This is a genomic window from Herbaspirillum camelliae (genome assembly GCF_001929405.1).
GTDB classification, from domain to species: domain Bacteria; phylum Pseudomonadota; class Gammaproteobacteria; order Burkholderiales; family Burkholderiaceae_D; genus Herbaspirillum; species Herbaspirillum seropedicae.
This window is the reverse complement of the sequence record NZ_KV880769.1, coordinates 5,022,036-5,041,275: the sequence shown is the minus strand read 5'-3', so window position 1 is coordinate 5,041,275 and position 19,240 is coordinate 5,022,036. Positions and strand designations below refer to the sequence as shown.

At 63.4% G+C, this 19,240-nt stretch carries 18 protein-coding genes; 11 read left to right on the top strand and 7 right to left on the bottom strand.

What is annotated here, in order from left to right:
* Nucleotides 1-21 precede the first annotated feature (21 nt).
* Genes cydB through BGK68_RS22470 form a run of 4 tightly spaced genes read right to left on the bottom strand, consistent with a single transcriptional unit; the run spans nucleotide 22 to nucleotide 3,648 of the window.
* Nucleotides 22-1,161 carry a cytochrome d ubiquinol oxidase subunit II gene (gene cydB / locus BGK68_RS22485; protein ID WP_075258895.1) on the bottom strand — a complete coding sequence of 380 codons (1,140 nt, stop codon included), beginning with the start codon at nucleotides 1,159-1,161 and terminating at the stop codon, nucleotides 22-24.
* A 27-nt stretch (nucleotides 1,162-1,188) separates the two neighbouring features.
* Complete coding sequence (locus BGK68_RS22480; RefSeq protein WP_075258894.1) at nucleotides 1,189-2,814, bottom strand: cytochrome ubiquinol oxidase subunit I; 1,626 nt, start codon at nucleotides 2,812-2,814, stop codon at nucleotides 1,189-1,191.
* A gap of 6 nt (nucleotides 2,815-2,820) precedes the next feature.
* Nucleotides 2,821-3,075: a cytochrome oxidase putative small subunit CydP gene (cydP, locus tag BGK68_RS22475; RefSeq protein WP_075258893.1), complete on the bottom strand. Its 255-nt coding sequence runs from the start codon at nucleotides 3,073-3,075 to the stop codon at nucleotides 2,821-2,823.
* A gap of 3 nt (nucleotides 3,076-3,078) precedes the next feature.
* Nucleotides 3,079-3,648 carry a GbsR/MarR family transcriptional regulator gene (locus BGK68_RS22470; RefSeq protein ID WP_075258892.1) on the bottom strand — a complete coding sequence of 190 codons (570 nt, stop codon included), beginning with the start codon at nucleotides 3,646-3,648 and terminating at the stop codon, nucleotides 3,079-3,081.
* Between the two features lie 438 nt (nucleotides 3,649-4,086).
* Between BGK68_RS22470 and BGK68_RS22465 the strand changes: the two genes are divergently transcribed.
* On the top strand, nucleotides 4,087-5,223 hold the full coding sequence (locus tag BGK68_RS22465) for an AI-2E family transporter (protein ID WP_075258891.1): 1,137 nt from the start codon (nucleotides 4,087-4,089) through the stop codon (nucleotides 5,221-5,223).
* On the opposite strand, the gene BGK68_RS22460 is transcribed toward BGK68_RS22465, so the two are convergent.
* Entirely contained in the window at nucleotides 5,171-6,610 is a 1,440-nt protein-coding gene (locus BGK68_RS22460; protein ID WP_075258890.1) for a heavy metal sensor histidine kinase, read from the bottom strand. The genes BGK68_RS22465 and BGK68_RS22460 overlap by 53 nt on opposite strands.
* Nucleotides 6,607-7,278, bottom strand: a complete 672-nt coding sequence (locus BGK68_RS22455) for a heavy metal response regulator transcription factor (RefSeq protein ID WP_075258889.1) — start codon at nucleotides 7,276-7,278, stop codon at nucleotides 6,607-6,609. The genes BGK68_RS22460 and BGK68_RS22455 overlap by 4 nt, the downstream gene beginning before the upstream one ends.
* A gap of 197 nt (nucleotides 7,279-7,475) precedes the next feature.
* Between BGK68_RS22455 and msrP the strand changes: the two genes are divergently transcribed.
* From msrP to BGK68_RS22405, 10 genes are all read left to right on the top strand, one after another.
* The gene (msrP, locus tag BGK68_RS22450; RefSeq protein WP_075259954.1) at nucleotides 7,476-8,444 is read left to right on the top strand and encodes a protein-methionine-sulfoxide reductase catalytic subunit MsrP; all 969 of its coding nucleotides are present in this window, start codon (nucleotides 7,476-7,478) and stop codon (nucleotides 8,442-8,444) included.
* Nucleotides 8,445-8,456: 12 nt separating this feature from the next.
* Nucleotides 8,457-9,095 carry a protein-methionine-sulfoxide reductase heme-binding subunit MsrQ gene (locus tag BGK68_RS22445; protein ID WP_075258888.1) on the top strand — a complete coding sequence of 213 codons (639 nt, stop codon included), beginning with the start codon at nucleotides 8,457-8,459 and terminating at the stop codon, nucleotides 9,093-9,095.
* 40 nt (nucleotides 9,096-9,135) lie between these two features.
* The gene (gene msrA, locus BGK68_RS22440) at nucleotides 9,136-9,825 is read left to right on the top strand and encodes a peptide-methionine (S)-S-oxide reductase MsrA (protein ID WP_075258887.1); all 690 of its coding nucleotides are present in this window, start codon (nucleotides 9,136-9,138) and stop codon (nucleotides 9,823-9,825) included.
* 69 nt (nucleotides 9,826-9,894) lie between these two features.
* On the top strand, nucleotides 9,895-11,607 hold the full coding sequence (locus BGK68_RS22435) for a tetratricopeptide repeat protein (protein WP_075258886.1): 1,713 nt from the start codon (nucleotides 9,895-9,897) through the stop codon (nucleotides 11,605-11,607).
* A gap of 324 nt (nucleotides 11,608-11,931) precedes the next feature.
* Nucleotides 11,932-13,266, top strand: coding sequence for a TolC family protein (locus BGK68_RS22430; protein ID WP_198937242.1), 1,335 nt, complete (start codon nucleotides 11,932-11,934; stop codon nucleotides 13,264-13,266).
* 941 nt (nucleotides 13,267-14,207) lie between these two features.
* Entirely contained in the window at nucleotides 14,208-15,557 is a 1,350-nt protein-coding gene (locus BGK68_RS22425; RefSeq protein ID WP_233149385.1) for an ABC transporter transmembrane domain-containing protein, read from the top strand.
* 120 nt (nucleotides 15,558-15,677) lie between these two features.
* On the top strand, nucleotides 15,678-16,523 hold the full coding sequence (locus BGK68_RS22420; protein ID WP_075258885.1) for a vesicle formation protein: 846 nt from the start codon (nucleotides 15,678-15,680) through the stop codon (nucleotides 16,521-16,523).
* Between the two features lie 42 nt (nucleotides 16,524-16,565).
* The gene (locus BGK68_RS22415; protein ID WP_233149384.1) at nucleotides 16,566-16,922 is read left to right on the top strand and encodes a hypothetical protein; all 357 of its coding nucleotides are present in this window, start codon (nucleotides 16,566-16,568) and stop codon (nucleotides 16,920-16,922) included.
* A 1-nt stretch (nucleotide 16,923) separates the two neighbouring features.
* Nucleotides 16,924-17,298: a helix-turn-helix domain-containing protein gene (locus tag BGK68_RS22410; RefSeq protein WP_075258883.1), complete on the top strand. Its 375-nt coding sequence runs from the start codon at nucleotides 16,924-16,926 to the stop codon at nucleotides 17,296-17,298.
* 80 nt (nucleotides 17,299-17,378) lie between these two features.
* Nucleotides 17,379-17,726 carry a helix-turn-helix domain-containing protein gene (locus BGK68_RS22405; RefSeq protein WP_013234993.1) on the top strand — a complete coding sequence of 116 codons (348 nt, stop codon included), beginning with the start codon at nucleotides 17,379-17,381 and terminating at the stop codon, nucleotides 17,724-17,726.
* Here BGK68_RS22405 and BGK68_RS22400 read toward each other — a convergent pair.
* Nucleotides 17,723-18,994, bottom strand: coding sequence for an MFS transporter (locus BGK68_RS22400; protein ID WP_075258882.1), 1,272 nt, complete (start codon nucleotides 18,992-18,994; stop codon nucleotides 17,723-17,725). The genes BGK68_RS22405 and BGK68_RS22400 overlap by 4 nt on opposite strands.
* Nucleotides 18,995-19,240: the final 246 nt, after the last annotated feature.

Here is a 19,240-nt window from a genome sequence, read left to right as displayed (position 1 = left end):
CCAGATTGCGTTTGCGCGTAATCAATACGCGGTATGTTCGTTCTCGTGAATGTCGCGGGCGGTGACCTTGCCCTTGACCACGCGGTAGACCCAGCCGGTATAGACGATGATCAGCGGCAGGAAGATCAGCACCATCCAGAACATCAGGCCCAGGGTCTTGTGGCTGGAGACCGCATCCCACATCGTCAGGCTGCTCTTGGCGTCCAGCGAGGACGGCATCACGAAGGGGAACAGCGACATGCCGGCGGTCAGGATGATGCCCGTCACCGACAGCCCGCTGGCGATGAAGGCCAGGCGCGCACTGCGCACCAGCGCCAGCAGCGCTGCCAGCACCGCGCCGGCCACGCCCAGCGCCGGGAACAGCTTGGTCACGGGCCACTTGGCGTAGTTGTCGAACCAGGCGCCGGCGACTACTTCCACGGTCTTGGCCAGGGGCGTGAAGGCGCTGTTGGCGTCTGGCATGGAGGTGATGCGATAGCCCGGCATCTGCGCCACCCAGAAACCACCGGCGATGAACAGCAGCACCGTCACCAGGGCTGCGCCGACGATGGTCTTGCGCGAACGTTCGGCCACGGCGGCCTCGGTCTTGACGAAGGCGAAGGCGGCGCCGTGCATCAGCAGCATGGCCACCGACAGCAGGCCGGCCAGCAGACCGAAGGGATTCAACAGGGCGAAGAAGCTGCCGGTGTATTCCACCCGCATGGTGTCGTCATAGTGGAAGGGCACGCCCAGGAGCAGGTTGCCGAAGGCCACGCCGCAGATCAGGGGCGGCACGAAACCACCGATGAACAGGCCCCAGTCCCAGGCATTGCGCCAGCGTGGATCAGCCACCTTGCTGCGGTAGTCGAAGCCCACCGGACGGAAGAACAGCGAGAACAGCAACACCATCAGGGCAATGTAGAAGCCCGAGAAGGCCGTCGCATACACCAGCGGCCAGGCCGCGAAGGTGGCGCCGCCGGCGGTGATGAACCAGGTCTGGTTGCCTTCCCAGGTGGGGCCGATGGCATTGATCAGGATGCGCCGCTCGGTATCGTTCTTGCCGGCGAAGGGCAGCATCATGCCCACGCCGAAGTCGAAGCCATCGGTGAGTGCGAAGCCGATGATGAGTACGCCCACGAAGGCCCACCAGATCAGCTTGAGTGTTTCGTAATCGAAGATCATTCTGCTTTCCTCATTTCTTCTGGTGGCTTAGGGATGGTTGCCGGCATTGGCCGACGGGTTCAGGGGTGGCGGCAGGACATCGCCAGGGCCGCTTTCCTTGCCCTTGTTTTCCCAGTAGTACTGGCCGGTATGCAGGCTGCTGGGTCCCAGGCGGGCGTACTTGACCATCAGGATCATCTCCACCACCAGCAGGAAGGTGTAGAAGAGGATGAAGCCGGCCAGGCTGAAGTAGAGGCTGCCCGGCTGCAGCGAGGACGCCGACAGGTGGGTCGGCAGGATGCCAGCGATGGTCCAGGGCTGGCGGCCGTATTCAGCCACGATCCAGCCGAGTTCAGCGGCGATCCACGGCAGCGGGATCGAGATCACGGCCAGGCGCAGCAGCCAGCGTTGCGGGGCCAGCTGCTTCCTGGCCAGGAACCAGAACGACGCCGAGAAGATGAACAGGAACAGGAAGCCCAGCGCCACCATGCCACGGAAGGACCAGAACAGCGGCGCCACCTTGGGGATGGTGTCGTTGACGGCCATGCTGATCTGCTCCGGTGTGGCGTCGACCACCTTGTTGGTGTACTTCTTCAACAGCAGGCCATAGCCCAGGTCCTTCTTGAGCTTGTCGAACTCGGCGCGGGCTTCGGGCGACTTGTCGCCGGACTTCAGCTTGGTCAGCGCGGCATAGGCCAGCATGCCGTTGCGGATGCGGGCTTCATGTTCCTTCTTCAGGTCCTTGATGCCCAGCACTTGCATGTCGGCGGAGCGGGTGGCGATCAGGCCCAGCACGTAGGGAATCTTGACGGCGTAGTCGGTGCGCTCTTCCTTGTCATTGGGCAGGCCGAACAGGGTCAGGCCGGCCGGGGCAGGGTGGGTGTCCCACTCGGCTTCGATGGCGGCCAGCTTGACCTTGTTGACCTCACCGGCGGTATAGCCCGATTCATCGCCCAGCACGATCACCGACAGCGTGGCGGCCAGGCCGAAACCGGCGGCGACCGCAAAGGAGCGCAGTGCGAAAGCGGTATCGCGCGCCTTCAGCAGATACCAGGCCGACACGCCCAGCACGAACATGGAGGCCGTGACGTAACCGGCGGCCACGGTGTGGACGAACTTGACCTGCGCCACCGGGTTGAAGATGACGTCGGTCATGCTCACCAGTTCCATACGCATGGTCTCGAAGTTGAATTCCGCGCCCACGGGATTGTTCATCCAGCCATTGGCGATCAGGATCCACAGCGCCGACAGGTTCGAGCCCAGTGCCACCAGCACGGTGACGATCAGGTGCTGCTTGCGGGAGAGCTTGTCCCAGCCGAAGAAGAACAGGCCCACGAAGGTCGATTCGAGGAAGAAGGCCATCAGCCCTTCGATGGCCAGTGGGGTGCCGAAGATATCGCCCACGTAGTGCGAGTAGTAGGACCAGTTGGTGCCGAACTGGAATTCGAGCGTGATGCCGGTGGCCACGCCCATGGCGAAGTTGATGCCGAAGAGCTTGCCCCAGAAGCGGGTCATGTCCTTGTAGATCTGGTTGCCGGTCATGACATAGACCGATTCCATGATGACCAGGATCCAGGACAAGCCTAGGGTGAGTGGGACGAACAGGAAGTGATAGAGCGCCGTGACGGCAAACTGCAGCCGTGACAGCGAGACGACTTCATCGATGGGAACCATGTTGTGTTACTCCGGTTGTTGTTTGGCGGATAGGTCTTGGTGTTGATACTGCTGTTGTGGGGTGGCCGCAGGCGGCGCGGCGAAGGACAGCATGCGTTGCTCTACGCCTTGCACCGGCATCTGCATGTGCTTGGCCTGGGGATGCGCGAAGAAGGTCTTGGCCAGCACCGTGATGAGGGCGATCTTGATCACCAGCAGCAGGGTGATCTCCACCCCCAGCGGCAGCTGGGTCAGGCGCGGCAGTTTCCTGGGCAGTCGCATGGCTTACTCCTTGTCGGGATGGCTGCCGAGACGGAATTTCTCGCGCACATCCAGCAGTTTCTTGACCTTGGCGCCCATCTTCATCAACGACACCAGGGTTTCCGGGGAGAGGCGCTGCACGTCGTCGAACCAGGAACTGGAGAGCTCGATGAGTTCATACATCTCGCGCATGCGCTCCTGCACCTGCTTGTCATCCTTGCTGCCGGCCGGCTCCAGCAGGGCGTCGCGCAGCATCGACAGGGTCGGTTCAATCTCGCGCCGACGGCGCTCTTCCAGCAGCACCTTGAAGATGTCCCAGATGTCGCCGGGCGGCTCGAAGTACTCGCGCCTGTCGTTGGGCTTGTGCAGCAGCTTGACCAGTCGCCAGGACTGCAGCTCCTTCAAGCCCATGCTCACGTTGGAGCGCGAAAAGCTGAGGTAGTCGGCGATCTCGTCGGCATTGAGCGCGCGCCCGCAGATATAGAGCAGGGCGTAGATCTGCCCCACCGTGCGATTGATGCCCCAGCGGCTGCCCATCTCGCCGAAGTGGCCGATGAAGCGCTGCATCAGGGGGCTGAGAACCTGGTTTTCCATGTTTGAATCTTTTGAAATTTCAGTAATTACTGAAATTTAAAACAGTTGCTTGCCGCATCGCAATGTCATGCACCCGCGTTTTTGCTGATAACAGTCATCACTGATGAGAATGACCCAGGCCTGGCGCGCGTGCGCGGGGCGAGGTCCTCTGCAGAGCACTGGCAGGGTGCGACGAAATGTCGCGCAAGCATTGCATCTGGTGGACTTCCCGGTTCCACAAGATGCAGCCCTGTGTTGCGCTGCATGAAGACATTTTCACGCTTTCCTACACATCCAGAAGAGCTTGGCTGATACGAAACATGATGCGGATCAATTAAGGTGCAACTATCAGCTCAGCCGTAGCCCGCTGTCGTCGGTGTGGCGCAGGCAGGCCGTCGCTCTTGGGGAGCAAGCGCAGGGTGCGGCCAGCAGCCCTCTCAATCTGCAAGGAAATCTTTTATGCTGGGTTTCGATCTGCGCGTGGCCAGGATCGTCTGGACCGTCTTCCTGGTGGCGCTGCTGCTCTACGTCACCTACACCATTTCGGCCACCGTGCTGGTGCTGGTGTTCGCCGTCTTCTTCAGCTATCTGGTCTACCCCCTGGTGGAACTGATCGAGCGCGTACGACCGCCACGGGTGCCGCGTACCGTGTCCATCGCGCTGGTGTTCGTGCTGGCCATCGCCATCGTGGCTACCGTGGCCACCATCTTCGGTGCGCGCATCCAGGAAGAAGCGCTGCGCCTGTCCGAGCAATTGCCGGCGCTGCTGCGCTCCAATGATGCGGTGTCCCGGCTGCCCTTACCGGGCTTTGCCGAACCCTTGCGGGCGCGCATCCTCGGCTTCGTGCGCGACCAGCTCGCCGCCGGCACCGACCAGGCCATGCCGCTGGCCAAGCAGTTCGGCGTGGGCGTCATGCATGCGGCCAGCAATCTCATCTATCTGGTGCTGGTGCCGGTGATCAGTTTCCTGCTCATCAAGGAAGCGCCGGCCATGCGCGAGGAAATGCTGTCCTGGATGAACCGCGCCAACCGCAAGCTCTGGGATGGCATCGTCACCGACCTGGATGTGCTGCTGTCCCGCTATGTCCGCGCCTTGCTGTTCCTGTCCGTGGCCACCTTCATCGCCTACAGCATCGCCTTTTCCCTCATGGGTGTGCCCTATGCCATGCTGCTGGCCGGGCTGGCGGCGGTGCTGGAATTCATCCCCTTCGCCGGGCCCTTGGCCGCCAGCGCTGCTGCGCTGGTGGTGGCCGGTTTCAGCGGCTACGACCACTTGCTGTGGCTGGTGGGTTTCATCGTGGCCTATCGCGTCTTCCAGGACTATGTGCTCAATCCCTACCTGATGAGCGAAGGTGTCGAGGTCAGTCCCTTGATGGTGATCCTGGGCTTGCTGGCCGGTGATCAGTTGGGCGGGGTGGCCGGCATCTTCCTGTCGGTGCCGGTGATGGCGGCCTTGAAGATCATCTTTACCCGCGCTTCGGCCGCGCAGAAGGCACGGCGGGCGGCGGAAGCGCGCCAGGCCGAGCTGGCGGCGCAGGAAGCGCTCAGGTCGGGACTGCCGCTGCCGCCGCAGCCGCCGACGGGAAGCGCAAGCTGAAGCGTATCCAGCCCGGAGCAGGACATTCCGCCGTGGCCGTGCCGCCATGCAGGGCCATGATGGCCTTGACGATGGCCAGGCCCAGCCCGTTGGATTCGGTGAAGGCGCTGCGCGAGCGGTCACCGCGATAGAAGCGGTCGAACATGCGCGCCATGGCCTGGGCCGTGACATCCTCGCTGCGGTTCTCGACCATGATGCGGCTGCCTTGGCCGTCGCTCTCGACCAGGATGCGGATCGTGCTCCCAGCCTGTCCATAGCGCACCGCATTGATGACCAGATTGCTGACCGCCCGCCGCCACATGATCAGGTTGGCCTGGCATTGGCCGGCCGCCTGTACTTCGAAACGCATGCCGCGCTCGTCGGCGATGCCTTCGAAATAGTCGGTGATGCGGCCCAGTTCTTCCTGCAGGTCCAGGGCGCTGCGCTCCACCGCCAGGGCGGCATGATCGGCCTGGGCCAGGAAGAGGATGTTCTCCACGATGCGCGAGAGCCGCTGCAGTTCTTCCACATTCGATTCCAGCACCTGTTCATATTCTTCCGGACTGCGGCGCTGCCCCAGGGCGACCTGGCTCTGTCCCATCAGCACATTGATGGGGGTGCGGATCTCGTGGGCCAGGTCGCCGGAAAACTGCGCCAGATGCTCATAGCCAGCCTCCAGCCGGTCCAGCATGGCATTGAAGGACAGCGCCACGCGCCGCAGTTCGGCCGGCATGCCCTCCTGGTCCAGCCGCGCCGAAAGATGATCCGGCGTGATCTGGGCGGCGCGCAGGCTCATCGCCTCCAGCGGTTGCAGGCCACGTCGCAGCAGCAGGAATCCCAGCAGCGCCGTCAGCACGACCGCTGCTGCCGCTGCCCCGGCGATACGCCAGCGGTAGCTGCGCATCATGCGCGCTTCCTGGACCATGACGTAGGCGGCGATGATCTCGACCGTGTCACCGCCCTTGCCGACATCGGCCAGCGCCGAGACCCAGCGCACCCGTACGCCATCGGCGCGCTGGCTGGTCCGCAGGCTGGCCGAACTGACCGGACTGCCCACCGGTAGCGGCGTCATGGCCGGCGGTACCAGGTGGTCGGGGTTGCTCTGGATGAACGGGGCTTCGCCCTGGCGGCGGAAGATGCGCACGTCCTGCTCATTGCCCATCATGCTTTCGAACAGCGCCGGGCGCTGCTCCATCTGCTCGACGTTGTAGAGGTCGTGCATCAGGTTGCGGAAGTGCTCCACGCGCCCGATCAACGCCTGGTCGGCGCGCTGCGACAGGGCCTGGCCGGCGGAGCGATCCAGATAGAAGCCCAGTCCGGTCACCACCAGGCTGGTCATGAGGGCGAACAGGGCGGTGACGCGGGTGGTCAGGGTCCAGCCGCCAACGGCCGGGGCAGGGTGGTTCATGGGTCTTCCGAGAACATGTAGCCCACGCTGCGCACGGTGTGGATCAGTTTCTTGTCGAACGGCGCATCGATCTTGGCGCGCAGGCGCTTGATGGCCACATCGACGACGTTGGTGTCGCTGTCGAAGTTCATGTCCCAGATCTGCGAGGCGATCACGCTGCGCGACAGCGCTTCGCCCTGGCGCTTGATGAGCAGGTGCAGCAGCATGAATTCCTTGTTGGTCAGGGCGATGTTGACGCCCTGGCGGGTGACCTTGTGGCGCACATGGTCCAGCTGCAGGTCGGCGATCTCGTAGACCTCGGCCTCGCGCGTGACGCCCCGGCGCAGCAGGGTGCGGATGCGCAGCACCAGCTCGGTGAAGGAAAAGGGCTTGACCAGGTAATCGTCCGCACCCAGCTGCAGCCCACGGATGCGGTCGTCCACATGGTCTCGGGCAGTCAAAAACAACACCGGCAGGTCGCGCTTGCTGCGCAGTGCGCTCATGACTTGCCAGCCATCCAGCCCGGGCAGCATCACGTCCAGCACCACCAGGTCATAGTCCTGTTCCAGCGCCATGTGCAGGCCATCGGCGCCATTGCGGGCCAGGTCCACGGCATAGCCGGATTCGCGCAAGCCTTTGCGCAGGTAGTCCCCGGTCTTGGGGTCGTCTTCGATTACCAGGATGGCCATGCTGTATCGGGAAAAGGCGCGCTGCAAAAGCGGCGCGGATGCAGGAAAATGCGCTTGATTCTAGCAATCGCAGGACTTTTCTTCATGACAAAATTGTCATCAAATTGCCACCCGGACGTCACCGCCCGGCTTTTACCATGCTGTTCACTCGCCAAGGTCTTGCCTTGGCCACCCACTTTCATTTTCCGGAGCGCACCATGCTGATCAAGATTCGTCCCGACCAGATCGAGATTCCGACCGCATCCGAGATCACCCCCAAGGATGTCTACCTGTCCCGCCGCAGCTTCATGGCGCAGGTGGCGGCGGGTGCGGCGCTGGCCGGCGGCATGGGCGCGCTGCCCCAGGCGTTTGCGCAGCAGGGCCGCAAGCTGCCGGCCAAGCTCAATAACGCCTACGCGGTCATGGACAAGCAGACCGCCTACAAGGACGCCACCAGCTACAACAACTTCTATGAATTCGGCACCGACAAGGCCGATCCGGCCAAGAACGCCGGCAGCCTCAAGACCAGCCCCTGGACCATCGACATCGAAGGCGAAGTCAAGAAGCCCTTCACCCTGGACCTCGACGCCCTGACCAAGCTGGCCCCGCTGGAAGAACGCATCTACCGGCTGCGCTGCGTGGAAGGCTGGTCGATGGTGATTCCCTGGATCGGCTATTCGCTGTCGGCCCTGATCAAGAAGGCCGAGCCCACCGGCAACGCCAAGTACGTGGAATTCGTCACCCTGGCCGACAAGAAGCAGATGCCGGGCCTGTCCGACCCCATCCTGAACTGGCCCTACCGCGAAGGCCTGCGCATGGACGAGGCCAATCATCCGCTCACCTTGCTGACCCTGGGCATGTACGGCGAAGTGCTGCTCAACCAGAACGGCGCGCCGGTGCGCATCATCGTGCCGTGGAAGTATGGCTTCAAGTCGGCCAAGTCCATCGTCAAGATCCGCTTCGTCAAGGACGAGCCCAAGACCGCCTGGAATCTGTACGCGCCGCAGGAGTACGGTTTCTATTCCAACGTCAATCCCGGCGTCGATCATCCGCGCTGGTCACAGGCGACCGAGCGCCGCATCGGCGAGGACGGCTTCTTCGCGCCCAAGCGCAAGACCCTGATGTTCAATGGCTATAACGAGGTCGCAGGGTTGTACACCGGCATGGACCTGCGCAAGTTCTTCTGACCCGGACCGCCCATGCAGCTCGCTCCCGCCGCCCTTCGCAACCTCAAGCCACGCACCGTCACGGTGGTGTGGTGGCTGTTCCTGGCGCTGGCCTGCCTGCCCTTGCTGCGGCTGGTGGTACTGGGCTTCACCGGCGGGCTGGGCGCCAATCCGCTGGAATTCATCACCCATAGCACCGGTGACTGGACGCTCTACCTGTTCAGCCTCACCCTGGCCGTCACACCGCTGCGTAAGCTCACCGGCCTGAACTGGCTGGTGCGCATGCGCCGCATGCTGGGCCTCATGGCCTTCTTCTACCTGTGCCTGCACTTCACCACCTTTGTCTGGTTCGACCACTTCTTCGACCTGGGCAAGATCTGGAAGGACATCCTCAAGCGCCCCTTCATCACCGTCGGCGTGATCGCCTTGTTGCTGTCCATTCCGCTGGCGCTCACCAGCACCAACGGCATGGTGCGTCGCCTCGGTGGCAAGCGCTGGCAAGCCCTGCATCGCCTGGTCTACCTGATCGTGCCGCTGGGCGTGCTGCACTACTGGTGGGACAAGGCGGGCAAGAACCTGATCGCCCAGCCGCTGCTCTTTGCCGTGCTGGTGGGCCTCATGCTGGTATTGCGCCTGGTGTGGCGCAAGGGCAGGGCGGCGCGGCCGTCCTGAGTCGATCCATCCTTCCATCCTGACCATTCCGGAGCCTTCCATGTCCCGCTTCAAACCTGCCGTCCTGGCGCTTTGCCTGGCCCTGTCTTCCTTTGCCGCCGCCCATGCCGCCGAACGCGCCGTGGCCGTCCCTGCGCCGGTAGGCAAGGCGTTGCTGGCCGCCAGCGCGCCGACGGAAACGCTGGTGTTGGCCGGTGGTTGCTTCTGGGGTGTGCAGGGCGTGTTCCAGCATACCCAGGGCGTGCTCAAGGCTGTCTCCGGCTATGCCGGCGGGAAGGCTGATACCGCCACCTACGCCATGGTCAGCTCGGGCAGTACTGGCCATGCCGAAGCGGTGCAGGTGACCTATGATCCGCGCAAGATTTCCTTCGGCCAGCTCCTGCAGATCTATTTCTCGGTGGCGCATGATCCCACCCAGCTCAACCGCCAGGGACCGGACCAGGGCACCCAGTACCGCTCGGCCATCTTCACCGCCACTGAGCAGCAGAAGGAGGCGGCCCAGGCCTATATCGCGCAGCTCAATGCGGCCAAGGTCTATGGTGCGCCCATCGTCACCCAGGTCACGCCGCTGCAGGGCTTCTACGCTGCCGAGGATTACCACCAGGACTACGCCACCCTGCATCCCAACCAGCCCTATATCGCCTACAACGACCTGCCCAAGATCGGCAACCTGCAAAAGATGTATCCGGCGCTCTATCGCGCTGATCCCGTGCTGGTCTTCAAGCGCTAGGCGCAGGCGCCCGGCACAGGCGCGGGCAGGGATGAGACAATACGCCCCGTTTGCGTCCAAGCCTGCCCCATGAATCCCACCGATACGCTCAAACTGGTCCTGTCCCATTTCGACCAGGAAGACTACGCCCAGGCTGAAGCCTTGCTCTTCGCCCTGCTCGACGCCCATCCCCGCGACAAGGACGCCCTGCACCTGCTGGGCAGCGTGGCCGCGGCCCAGGGCAGGTTTGCCGAGGCCGCGCTGGCCTGGCAGCAGGCCTTGCGGCTGCTGCCGCAGGACAGCGAGGAAGCGCTCGCGCTGCGCTACCGCTTGGGGCGCGCCTTCTACGAAGAAGGGCGTTTCGAGGACGCCTTCCTGCTCTATCGCGAGCTCATCGAATCCGGCTGGCAGTTGCCCGAACTGTTCGTGGCCGCCGCCGCTGCCTTGCAGGGCATGTCGCCCTCGGGCAAGAACGACCCACAGGCGCTGGCGCTGCTCGAAGAAGCCCTGCAACGCGATCCCGGCCAGGCCGACACCTGGCACCGCAAGGCCGTGCTGCATGAACGCGCGCGCCAATGGGACGACGCCCGCCAGTGCATCCACCAGGCCTTGCGCCTGAATGACCAGCGTGCGCAATACTGGCTGGCCGCAGGCCTGGTGGAACATGCGCAAGGGCAGTTCGAAGAAGCGCTGCGCTATTACGACCAGGCCCTCATTCTCGATCCCGAGCTGGTGGACGCCCACGTCAGTCGCGGTGCCACTCTGGCGCGCCTGCGCGAGCACGAGGAAGCCATCGACAGCTATCGGTGCGCCCTGCGCATCGACGACAAGGACCCCGACGCCCATCTCAACCTGGCCCTTTCGCTGCTGGCGCTGGGCCGACTGGAACAGGCCTGGCCCCTCTATGAATGGCGCTGGGAAGGGCGCAGCGCCGATCCCTATCGGCATGCCACGATCCCGGCCTGGAATGGCGGCAGTTCCTTGTCAGGCAAGCGCATCCTGCTGTGGGCTGAACAGGGGCAGGGCGATACCATCCAGTTCAGCCGCTATGTCGCCCTCATCCTGCAAGCTGGCGCACAAGTCGTCCTGGAAGTGCCGGCCAGCCTGCTGGCGCTGATGCATAGCCTCGCAGTGCCAGCCCCATTGACACTGGTGGCCATGGGCGATCCCTTGCCGCAAGTGGACTTCCAGTTGCCGCTGATGAGCCTGCCGCTGGTCTGCAATACCCGCGCCGATGACATTCCTGCGCCCGTACCTTATCTCTTCGCTGATCCCGCCCGCCGCGTCGAGTGGGAGGCGCGCCTGGCCGCCCTGGCTCCGCGCAGTCCCGCACGGCTGCGCATCGGCCTGATCTGTTCCGGCAATGCCGGCAATGTCAATGACGCCCGCCGTTCCATCGAGCTGTCGCGTTTTGCGCCGCTGGCCCTGGCGCGCCCACAGCTGGATTTCTTCCTCATCCAGCCCGACCTGCGCCAGGCCGACCGCCAATGGTGCGAGCAACAACCCGGCTGGCACTGGGTGGGTGCAGCGATCCATGACTTCGCCGATACCGCTGCCGCGCTGGCGGCCATGGACCTCGTCATCAGCGTCGATACGGCCGCCGCGCACCTGGCCGGAGCCATGGCTCGCCCGGTGTGGATCGCACTGCCTCATGCGCCCGACTGGCGCTGGTTCCTCAATGCCGCCGACTCACCCTGGTATCCCACGGCCCGCCTGTTCCGCCAGCAGCAGCCCGGCGCCTGGGACGACGTCATCCTCACCCTGCGCGCCGCACTGGCGGTGTATGGTGCGCCACCCGGCTGACTTGGCTGGGGGGGAAAGAACGACGCGTGCGCAGCCTGACTGTGCCACGCGTTTTTTTATTCATAACTCGAAATACTTCGATGTCGCCGGGCGGTTTCCGCACCAAGAGACAATTCGCCAGCCTGACTGATTCAACGATCATCAAGTCCACAAATTCTTGTACCGCCCCTTCCTCTTTTTTGCTGTGTGCGCATGAGCCGGCACGCGCAGTGACCTCCACGGTCACGCTTGCCGCCCATTGTCGTCATGTTGCCGCCTTCGCAGGGAGGGCGGCCGCGCCGCGCCACGGCAAAAGCGGACAAGATCAACAGGGAGTGATCGAAAATGAAATCCAGAGCAGTTCAGCAGGAACCGGCACGGCGCGACAGCGCCTCCGATACAGGCGGCCAAGGCGGCGTGTCGCGCAAGCTCATGTCTGCCTTGGCGCTTTGTCTCACGCTGGCGCTGACCGGTGAGGACGCGGCGGCGGTCACGCTGGGCGAGCTGGTCAAGCAGGCCGCCTTCAACAACCCCGCTGCGCTGTCCCGGCAGCGTGCGGTGGAAGCGGCGGGCGAGAGCGTGTCCTCGGCCCGCTGGCAGTTCTTCCCCAACCCGTCGGTCTCGCTCGAACGCGCCAGCAGCAGGAATTCCCGTGACGTTTCCTATGGCGGCGACTCCAGCGTCATGACCGCGCGCCTGCAACAGACCCTGTGGGCGGGCGGCCGCCTGACGGCGCAGCTGGAACAGGCCGAACACAACCAGCTCTCGGCCGAAGAAGCCCTGCGCGAGCAACGCGTGCGCCTGGCCGAACAGGTGATCTCGCAATACAGCATGTGGGTGCGCTCCGACCTGGCGGCCAGCGCCAACGACAAGAACCTGCAAGAGCTGGAAAAATTCCTCGAACAAAGCGTGCGCCGCGAGAGAGAGGGCGCCGCCGCCCGGGTCGACGTGACTCTGGTGCGCGGACGCCGCGACCAGGCGCTGACAGACCTGCTGGGCGCCAAGGCCGGTCGCACCTCGGCCCGGCTGCAGCTGGAGCAACTGGTGGGCATGCCGCTGACCGATGAGGAAATTCGCGCCGATGTCGCCAGCATGGAAGTGAGCGACGATCTGCCTACGCTGACCGAAAGCACCCTCAGCAGCAGTCCGCTCATCAAGCGCCTGCGCGCCGACGCCCAGGTGCAGGAGTCGGCCATCAAGATCCGCCAGGCCTCCTACTGGCCCGAGGTCTACGCCCGGCTGGAGCACCAGCGCGGCAACTACAGCGTGCCCCACCAGCCCAGCAACAACCGCGCCTTCATCGGCATGCAGATGCAACTGGGCGCGGGCCTCTCGCTGAGCTCCGAAGTGGCGGCTGCACGCGGCCGCTACGAGTCCGCCCTGCTGGCCGTGGACGCGGCGCGGCTGGAACTGGTTTCCCAGGTCAGCAGCATCTATACCGAATATCAGCAAGCCCTGGTGCGCTCCCGCAACCTGGAAGACGTGGCGTTGTCTGCCGACGAGGTGCTGGCTTCCTACACCCGTCAATACCTCTCGGGAAGGCGCTCCTGGCTGGATGTGATGAACGCGGTGCGTGAAGTGGTGCAGGCCGACCTGCAGCGCGCCGATGTCACGTCCATGATCATCGCCAACGGGCACAAGCTGCGGCTGTGGGCCTACGGTATCGACGAGGTGCGCTAGCCTCCTTCGGAGCAGCTATTGCTGCATCCTCCTTGCAGCGGCGATGACATGCTCATCGCCATCCCTTCATCGGCTTCGTATGGACATGCCAGCCCGTGGGCTGGCGTGTCTATTTTGGGCATCAGTAGATTAACCATGAGTCACAAAATGTCTGCACTAAATAACAATTCAAATCAATATGGGAGACGGATAAAGTGATTGTGCGCCCTCGATTTCGCTGTCGAGGAACGCTGTCATCGAAGACGACTACGCTGTCTGTCAACCCGGTGGCGAATTCCCCCTGGCCCCTCTTTTTCGAAAGAAATTGAGGGGCTTTTTTTGTTCCTAAGGTAGGAGCAGCGAAATCAAATTCTTGTGAAAAAAATTATCAAGAAAATTATTTATCTAAAATTTTGAATGATTACGACGAATGCGTTTGAGGAATGATTTTCATAGAGAAAATCACCTATTAAATTAGGTTATTTATAGGATTTTTTTGACGTAACTTTTCTAATAAAAAAAGACCTTGTTGTAATGCCCAAGAGGACAATTAAATAAAAAAATATTTTAAAAGATCATAACCGTACCAACGATTGGCAATGACGACTTTTCCCGGAATTTTGTCTCTCGATTTCTTCTCTGCATTTGCAATCCTCTACCGGGGATGGAAGAAGAAATTCGCAAGCCGACAAGCGCCAGCGAATCGTTCAGGGGTGGGGTTTCTCTGGTTTTTCGCTTTCCGTGTCGATCAGACGCCTGTCCTGGTGCTACGAGGTCGGGCGAGGTTCCGCAGCAGGAAGATCGTCCGGCCTATTTGATTCACGATATCCATAAATCGCCATGAGAAATAAAACTCCAGCTTGCCGGTGTTCATCCCAGCCCGTCCGTCACGGCGGACCAGGCCGTCACCAGGTCCACCTCTATTGCCGCGCGGGCACTGCCCCGATGCCGGGGGAGGGACAATGAGCGAGATCAGCACCAGCTTGTCCTGGGCCCTGACCATGGCCGCGCGCCGTCAGGGCGTCGTCATCGATACCCAGCGTCTGGGCACAGCCATCGCCGCTGCTGTCGGCAAGAGCGGTTCGCCCGACATCGCCAAACTGTGCCGGGCGCTGAACCTCTCGCGCCCGCGCCACCTGAGCAAGCCTGACCGACCCAGCCTGCCGTTGCTGTGCCAGGTCAAGGAGCAAGGCTGGGGCCTGCTGGTGGACCAGCGTCCGGACGGACGTTGGGACTTCCTCTGCCACGCCGGCCAAAGCGTGGTGGGCGATGCCGAGATCGTCGGCGGCGGTTTCCGCCTGGACTTCGCCGAGCCGGGCGGCAAGAAGGAACAGCAGGGCTTCGAGCGGGTCTTCCTGGACGCCATCGGCGAGTTCCGCCCGGTGCTCATCGAGATCGTCGTGGCCTCGGTGGTGATGAGCATCATCGCGCTGGGCGCGTCCATCTTCTCCATGCAGGTCTACGACCGCGTCATCCCCACCCACGGCATGGCCACCCTGATCGTGCTGGCCATCGGCGTGGGCCTGGCCATCCTGTTCGAGCTGGGCATGAAGTTCGCCCGCTCCCACATCATGGACAAGGTGGTCTCCGGCCTCGACGCCAAGTTGTCACAGGCGCTCTACGAACGCCTGCTGGCCGTGCGGGTCGATCAACTGCCCGGTTCCGTGGGCAGCCTGGCCGGCCAGCTGCGCGGCTATGAACAGATCCGCTCCTTCTACACCTCGCAGACCCTGTTCACCCTGGTAGACCTGCCGCTGGGACTGCTGTTCGTGCTGGTGATCGCCCTCATCGCCAGCCCCTGGATGGCGCTGGTGCCGACCGTCTTCGGCGTGGTCGCCATCCTGATCGGCTACCTCTCCAACCGCAAGGTGGTCCGTCTGGCCGACAAGAGCGCAGCAGCCTCCAACCTCAAGACCGGCCTGCTGGTGGAGACGGTGGAAGGCGTCGAGACCATCAAGTCCGGTTCCGGCGGCTGGAAGTTCCTCTCGCGCTGGATCGACGTCAGCGCCGAATCCATCCGCAGCGACATGGCCAAGAACCTGGGTGACGTCCGCGCCATCGTGCTCGATGCCCTGATGCCGCCGCAGCCGACCGCGTTCAGGCTCGACGCCGCCAGCGACGGCGGGGCCAGCCCCAACGATGGGCTCATCAGCGAGGTCTTGCCGACCTTCCATTTCGAGGGACTGGTCCGTGGCGCCACGGTGAAGGTGACCGCAACCTTCAAGGGCGTCACCCAGACCCTGCTGGAATTCACCGCCAGCGCTACCGCGCAAGACCAGAAACTGACGACGCCGCTGACCGACGGCGTCTAGCCGGCAGTAGTGTGTCGCATCGTAGCAAGCGCCGGCCAGTTGGCCGGCGCATCGAAGTTCGCAGGAGGGGGCCAGCAGGGCGCCCATCCGGTATTTTTTTAACAAATGAAGGAGAAGAAAATGGCAGCAGTCGATTCCGAGGAACAAAATTTCTGGCCTGGCTATGTGGATTCCATGGTCAACATGGTCATGTACCTGCTCTTGCTCATTGCCATCCTGGCCATGGCGGTGATGTATTTCTCGATGCGGGCGCGCGACGAGGCCGTCGACGCCAAGGCCACCGAAAAACTGGCCCTGGGCAAGCCCTATCCCAAGGCCTATCCCGGCCCCAATGAGGCCAAACCGGAGGTCGCCGGCGAGGAAGAACTGCATGCCCAGATGGAACGCCTGCGGCAGAGCATGCACGAGACCGAGATCCGCTACAAGGCCGACGTCGCCGAGCTCAAGGAAAAGCTGCGCGAGAGTGAGTTGCGCTTCAAGGCTTCCGGCTTGTCCAAGACCGAAAAACCCAACCAGAAGGAGCGTGGCAACAACCTCAAGTCCACTCCGGATGCCGACCTGGCCAAGGAGGGCGCCGCCGAGCGCGTGGTCGACGCCAGTGGCACGGCCGGATCGCTGCCGCGCGGACTGGAGGCGCTGGCCTTGCGCCCGAGCGTGCTGATCGTGCGTTTCCGTCCGGGTACGGTGGACCTCAGCGGCGTCGAGGCCAAGCGCATGACCGAGACCTTCGTGAGCCATTTCGACTGGAGCGCCAATCGCGAACAGAACTTCACCATCAGTTCGACGGCGGTGGAAGGCCTGTCCGAATCCAACCGCATGGCCTTCTATCGGGTCGTGGCCGTACGTAACCACCTGCTCGCGCTGGGTGTGCCGGCCTCGCGCATCCGCCAGCGCATCGAACCGGTGCAGGCGGCCAGCCAGAGCGGCGTGGAAGGCCTGGAAATCCGCATCCAGAAATCGGAGTGAGGACGCATCCTGTCTCAGGAAGCCCAGACCGCCGAGGAAGCCTTGGCGGGCAAGACGACCTATACGCTGGACATCGCCCAGGCCGGTACCGCCCTGCGCAAGATCCCGATCGAATCGATCAAGGACGTGCGCAGCCTCGGTATCGACCTGTTGCTGGTGTTCGGCAGCGGCGGCCAGATCCTCTTGCGCGAGGGGGCGCTGGAGGCGCTGGTGCATCCCCAGCGTCGCCTGCAGTTCAGCGATGGCGTGCTGACCTTGCAGCAGATCTTCACGCAGAGCGAGCGCTTCGATTTCTTCAACAATGATTCCTCCGCGCCCAATGGGCCTGGCGGGGATGCCCAGCACCTGGCCGCCTCCCCGGAGGCCGGCGTCGTGGCGTCCTATCCTTTCGGAGTCTGATATGGGAAAACACATCGGTAAAACCGATATGACCGGCATGCGCATTTCCAAGGACGCCATCGGCGAACGCCTCAAGAACGTGCGCCTCCTGGCAGGGATGAACCAGCGCGACTTCGCTGCGCGGCTGAACACCTCGGGGGCCTACATCAGCTGCGTGGAACTGGGCCATAGCATGCCCGGCGGTCGCTTCCTGCGCAGTCTGCATCACGAGTTCGATGTCAACGTCAACTGGTTGCTGACCGGGCAGGAGCCCAGCCTGCCGCCGCGCTACGGCCTGCATGTACGGTCTCTGGTCAGCGACTATGGCGGCGCATCGCAGGCCGGCAGGTCGCTGATCATGGCGGTGGCGTCCTATCTGGTGGGGCAGGGCGCATGACGGGAACGGATGCGATGGCGCCATCAGCGCCATCGTCAGGGAAACAGGCGCCGAAGAGCCGCCGGGTTCAAGGAGAGGACATGTTCAGCGAGGAAATCGGCGGCCGCATCAAGGAGGTGCGGCTGGCCAACGGGCTGAGCCAGCGTGAGCTGGGGCAGCGACTTGATACATCGACTGGCCACATCAGCTGGCTGGAAGCCGGCAAGGCCATGCCAGGCGGTGAGCTGTTGCTGCAGCTGCACCGTGAATTCTCGGTAGACCTGAACTGGCTGCTCACGGGAGAGGAGGGCGAACCTGGCGTGATGGAAACGGATGAGGAAGTGCGTCAGCTGGTGGACCATTATTGCCGGGTCGATCTCCAGGGGCGGGAGATCCTTCGCAGCCTGGCCAGCTATGTCGGCCGCGAGAAGAAGCCCTCCACCGGCTAGGCTGCCGTGGCGGCTGCGGCAGCGCTTTCCCGCGCCTGGAGGTCGCGGTGCAGCCGCCACACCAGCACCGACGCCAGCAGGGTCGTGCCGACGATGACGAAGCCGACGATATCGAAATGCCCCAGTCGTCCATCTGGCGCCAGCGTGACGATATGGCCGGCAATGACCGAGGCCACCCCGCCGGAGAGCTGCTGGATGGACGCACTGATGGCGTTGAAGGAGCCGCGCTGGGTGGCCGCCGGCACCGAGGACACTAGCGCCTGGAACGGGATCATGCGCGAGAAGATGCCCAGGAACAGCACCGCATTGACCGCCACGATCATGGGCACGGTCACCCGTCCCAGGTGGGTGTAGATCAGCACCATGATGATCGAGAGCACCGCGCCGAAGAGGAAGACGCGCAGCTTGCCAAGCTTGTCGGCGGCGCGGCCAATGAGCGGGCCGAAGGCGATGGTGCACAGGCCGGTGACGAGGTAGATCGTCGGCAGGTGCGCCATGTCGATGCCCAGGTTGCCCACCAGATAGGCGCTGCTGAAGGGCATGAGCATGAACCCGCCCGTCATCAGCAGGGCCGTCGTGGCAAAGGCGGTCAGGTAGCGCGGTTCGGCCAGCGTGTGATACAGGTGCATCCAGGCGCTGTGCTCCTGCTTGAGCGTGAGATGACCATCCACCGGCTGCATCCGCCACAGCACCACCAGGCCGCCCGCCAGACCCAGCGCGGCCATGGCCAGGAAGGGAAGGTGCCAGTTCCAGCGGTTCGACAGGTACAGGCCGATCGGAATGCCCAGCACCTGGCTGGCGGCAAACGAGGTCTGGATCACGCCCATGACGCGGCCGCGCAGGTGCGGCGCGAACAGGTCGGTGGCGATGGCCAGCGTGATGGAGCCGATCACCCCGCCGAAGAGGCCGGTGACGATGCGCGCCATCAGCAGGCTCTCGAAACTCTGCGCCAGGCCGCACCAGACGGTACCCAGCACGAAGCCACTGTAAAAGAACAGCAGCAGCCGCTTGCGATCGAAACGGTCGGCAAAGCCCGCCGTCAGCAAGCCCGACGCCCCGGCGCTGAAGGCATAGGCGGACACCACCAGCCCGAACTGCTGCGGCGTGATCTGCATGGACGGCATGATCAGCGCGCCCAGCGGCGACATCAGCATGAAGTCGAGAATGACCGCGAATTGCAGGAAGGCCAGCAGGCCGGTGACGATTTTCTGGTAGGGGGTAAATCCCTGGACGGGCGGCGAAAGGCTGGGTGTGACGGGATGATTCAAAGGAGCTCCTTGGCGAATGGCTGGGCTGGCCGCTTGCTCGCAGCCACGCGCCTGGCAGGGCGCTATTGCTGGCAGACGGCTGACGCTGGCCGATATTGTGCCGCCCTTCAGGCTCAGGCGCAGCAAGCTGGTACAGCAGGTATGGGCAGGTGTGCAAGAGTAGGCGCAAGCCGGGTACAAGGCAAGCCATGCAAGCCAACTGAGCAGAGACGGTCAGGTCTGACGATATGGGCCTTTGGTGGGCCC

Bases quoted from the DNA above. Each gene is read 5' to 3' on its own strand.
- cydB (WP_075258895.1), bottom strand. From the start codon at position 1,161: ATGATCTTCGATTACGAAACACTCAAGCTGATCTGGTGGGCCTTCGTG.
- BGK68_RS22480 (WP_075258894.1), bottom strand. From the start codon at position 2,814: ATGGTTCCCATCGATGAAGTCGTCTCGCTGTCACGGCTGCAGTTTGCC.
- cydP (WP_075258893.1), bottom strand. From the start codon at position 3,075: ATGCGACTGCCCAGGAAACTGCCGCGCCTGACCCAGCTGCCGCTGGGG.
- BGK68_RS22470 (WP_075258892.1), bottom strand. From the start codon at position 3,648: ATGGAAAACCAGGTTCTCAGCCCCCTGATGCAGCGCTTCATCGGCCAC.
- BGK68_RS22465 (WP_075258891.1), top strand. From the start codon at position 4,087: ATGCTGGGTTTCGATCTGCGCGTGGCCAGGATCGTCTGGACCGTCTTC.
- BGK68_RS22460 (WP_075258890.1), bottom strand. From the start codon at position 6,610: ATGAACCACCCTGCCCCGGCCGTTGGCGGCTGGACCCTGACCACCCGC.
- BGK68_RS22455 (WP_075258889.1), bottom strand. From the start codon at position 7,278: ATGGCCATCCTGGTAATCGAAGACGACCCCAAGACCGGGGACTACCTG.
- msrP (WP_075259954.1), top strand. From the start codon at position 7,476: ATGCTGATCAAGATTCGTCCCGACCAGATCGAGATTCCGACCGCATCC.
- BGK68_RS22445 (WP_075258888.1), top strand. From the start codon at position 8,457: ATGCAGCTCGCTCCCGCCGCCCTTCGCAACCTCAAGCCACGCACCGTC.
- msrA (WP_075258887.1), top strand. From the start codon at position 9,136: ATGTCCCGCTTCAAACCTGCCGTCCTGGCGCTTTGCCTGGCCCTGTCT.
- BGK68_RS22435 (WP_075258886.1), top strand. From the start codon at position 9,895: ATGAATCCCACCGATACGCTCAAACTGGTCCTGTCCCATTTCGACCAG.
- BGK68_RS22430 (WP_198937242.1), top strand. From the start codon at position 11,932: ATGAAATCCAGAGCAGTTCAGCAGGAACCGGCACGGCGCGACAGCGCC.
- BGK68_RS22425 (WP_233149385.1), top strand. From the start codon at position 14,208: ATGAGCGAGATCAGCACCAGCTTGTCCTGGGCCCTGACCATGGCCGCG.
- BGK68_RS22420 (WP_075258885.1), top strand. From the start codon at position 15,678: ATGGCAGCAGTCGATTCCGAGGAACAAAATTTCTGGCCTGGCTATGTG.
- BGK68_RS22410 (WP_075258883.1), top strand. From the start codon at position 16,924: ATGGGAAAACACATCGGTAAAACCGATATGACCGGCATGCGCATTTCC.
- BGK68_RS22405 (WP_013234993.1), top strand. From the start codon at position 17,379: ATGTTCAGCGAGGAAATCGGCGGCCGCATCAAGGAGGTGCGGCTGGCC.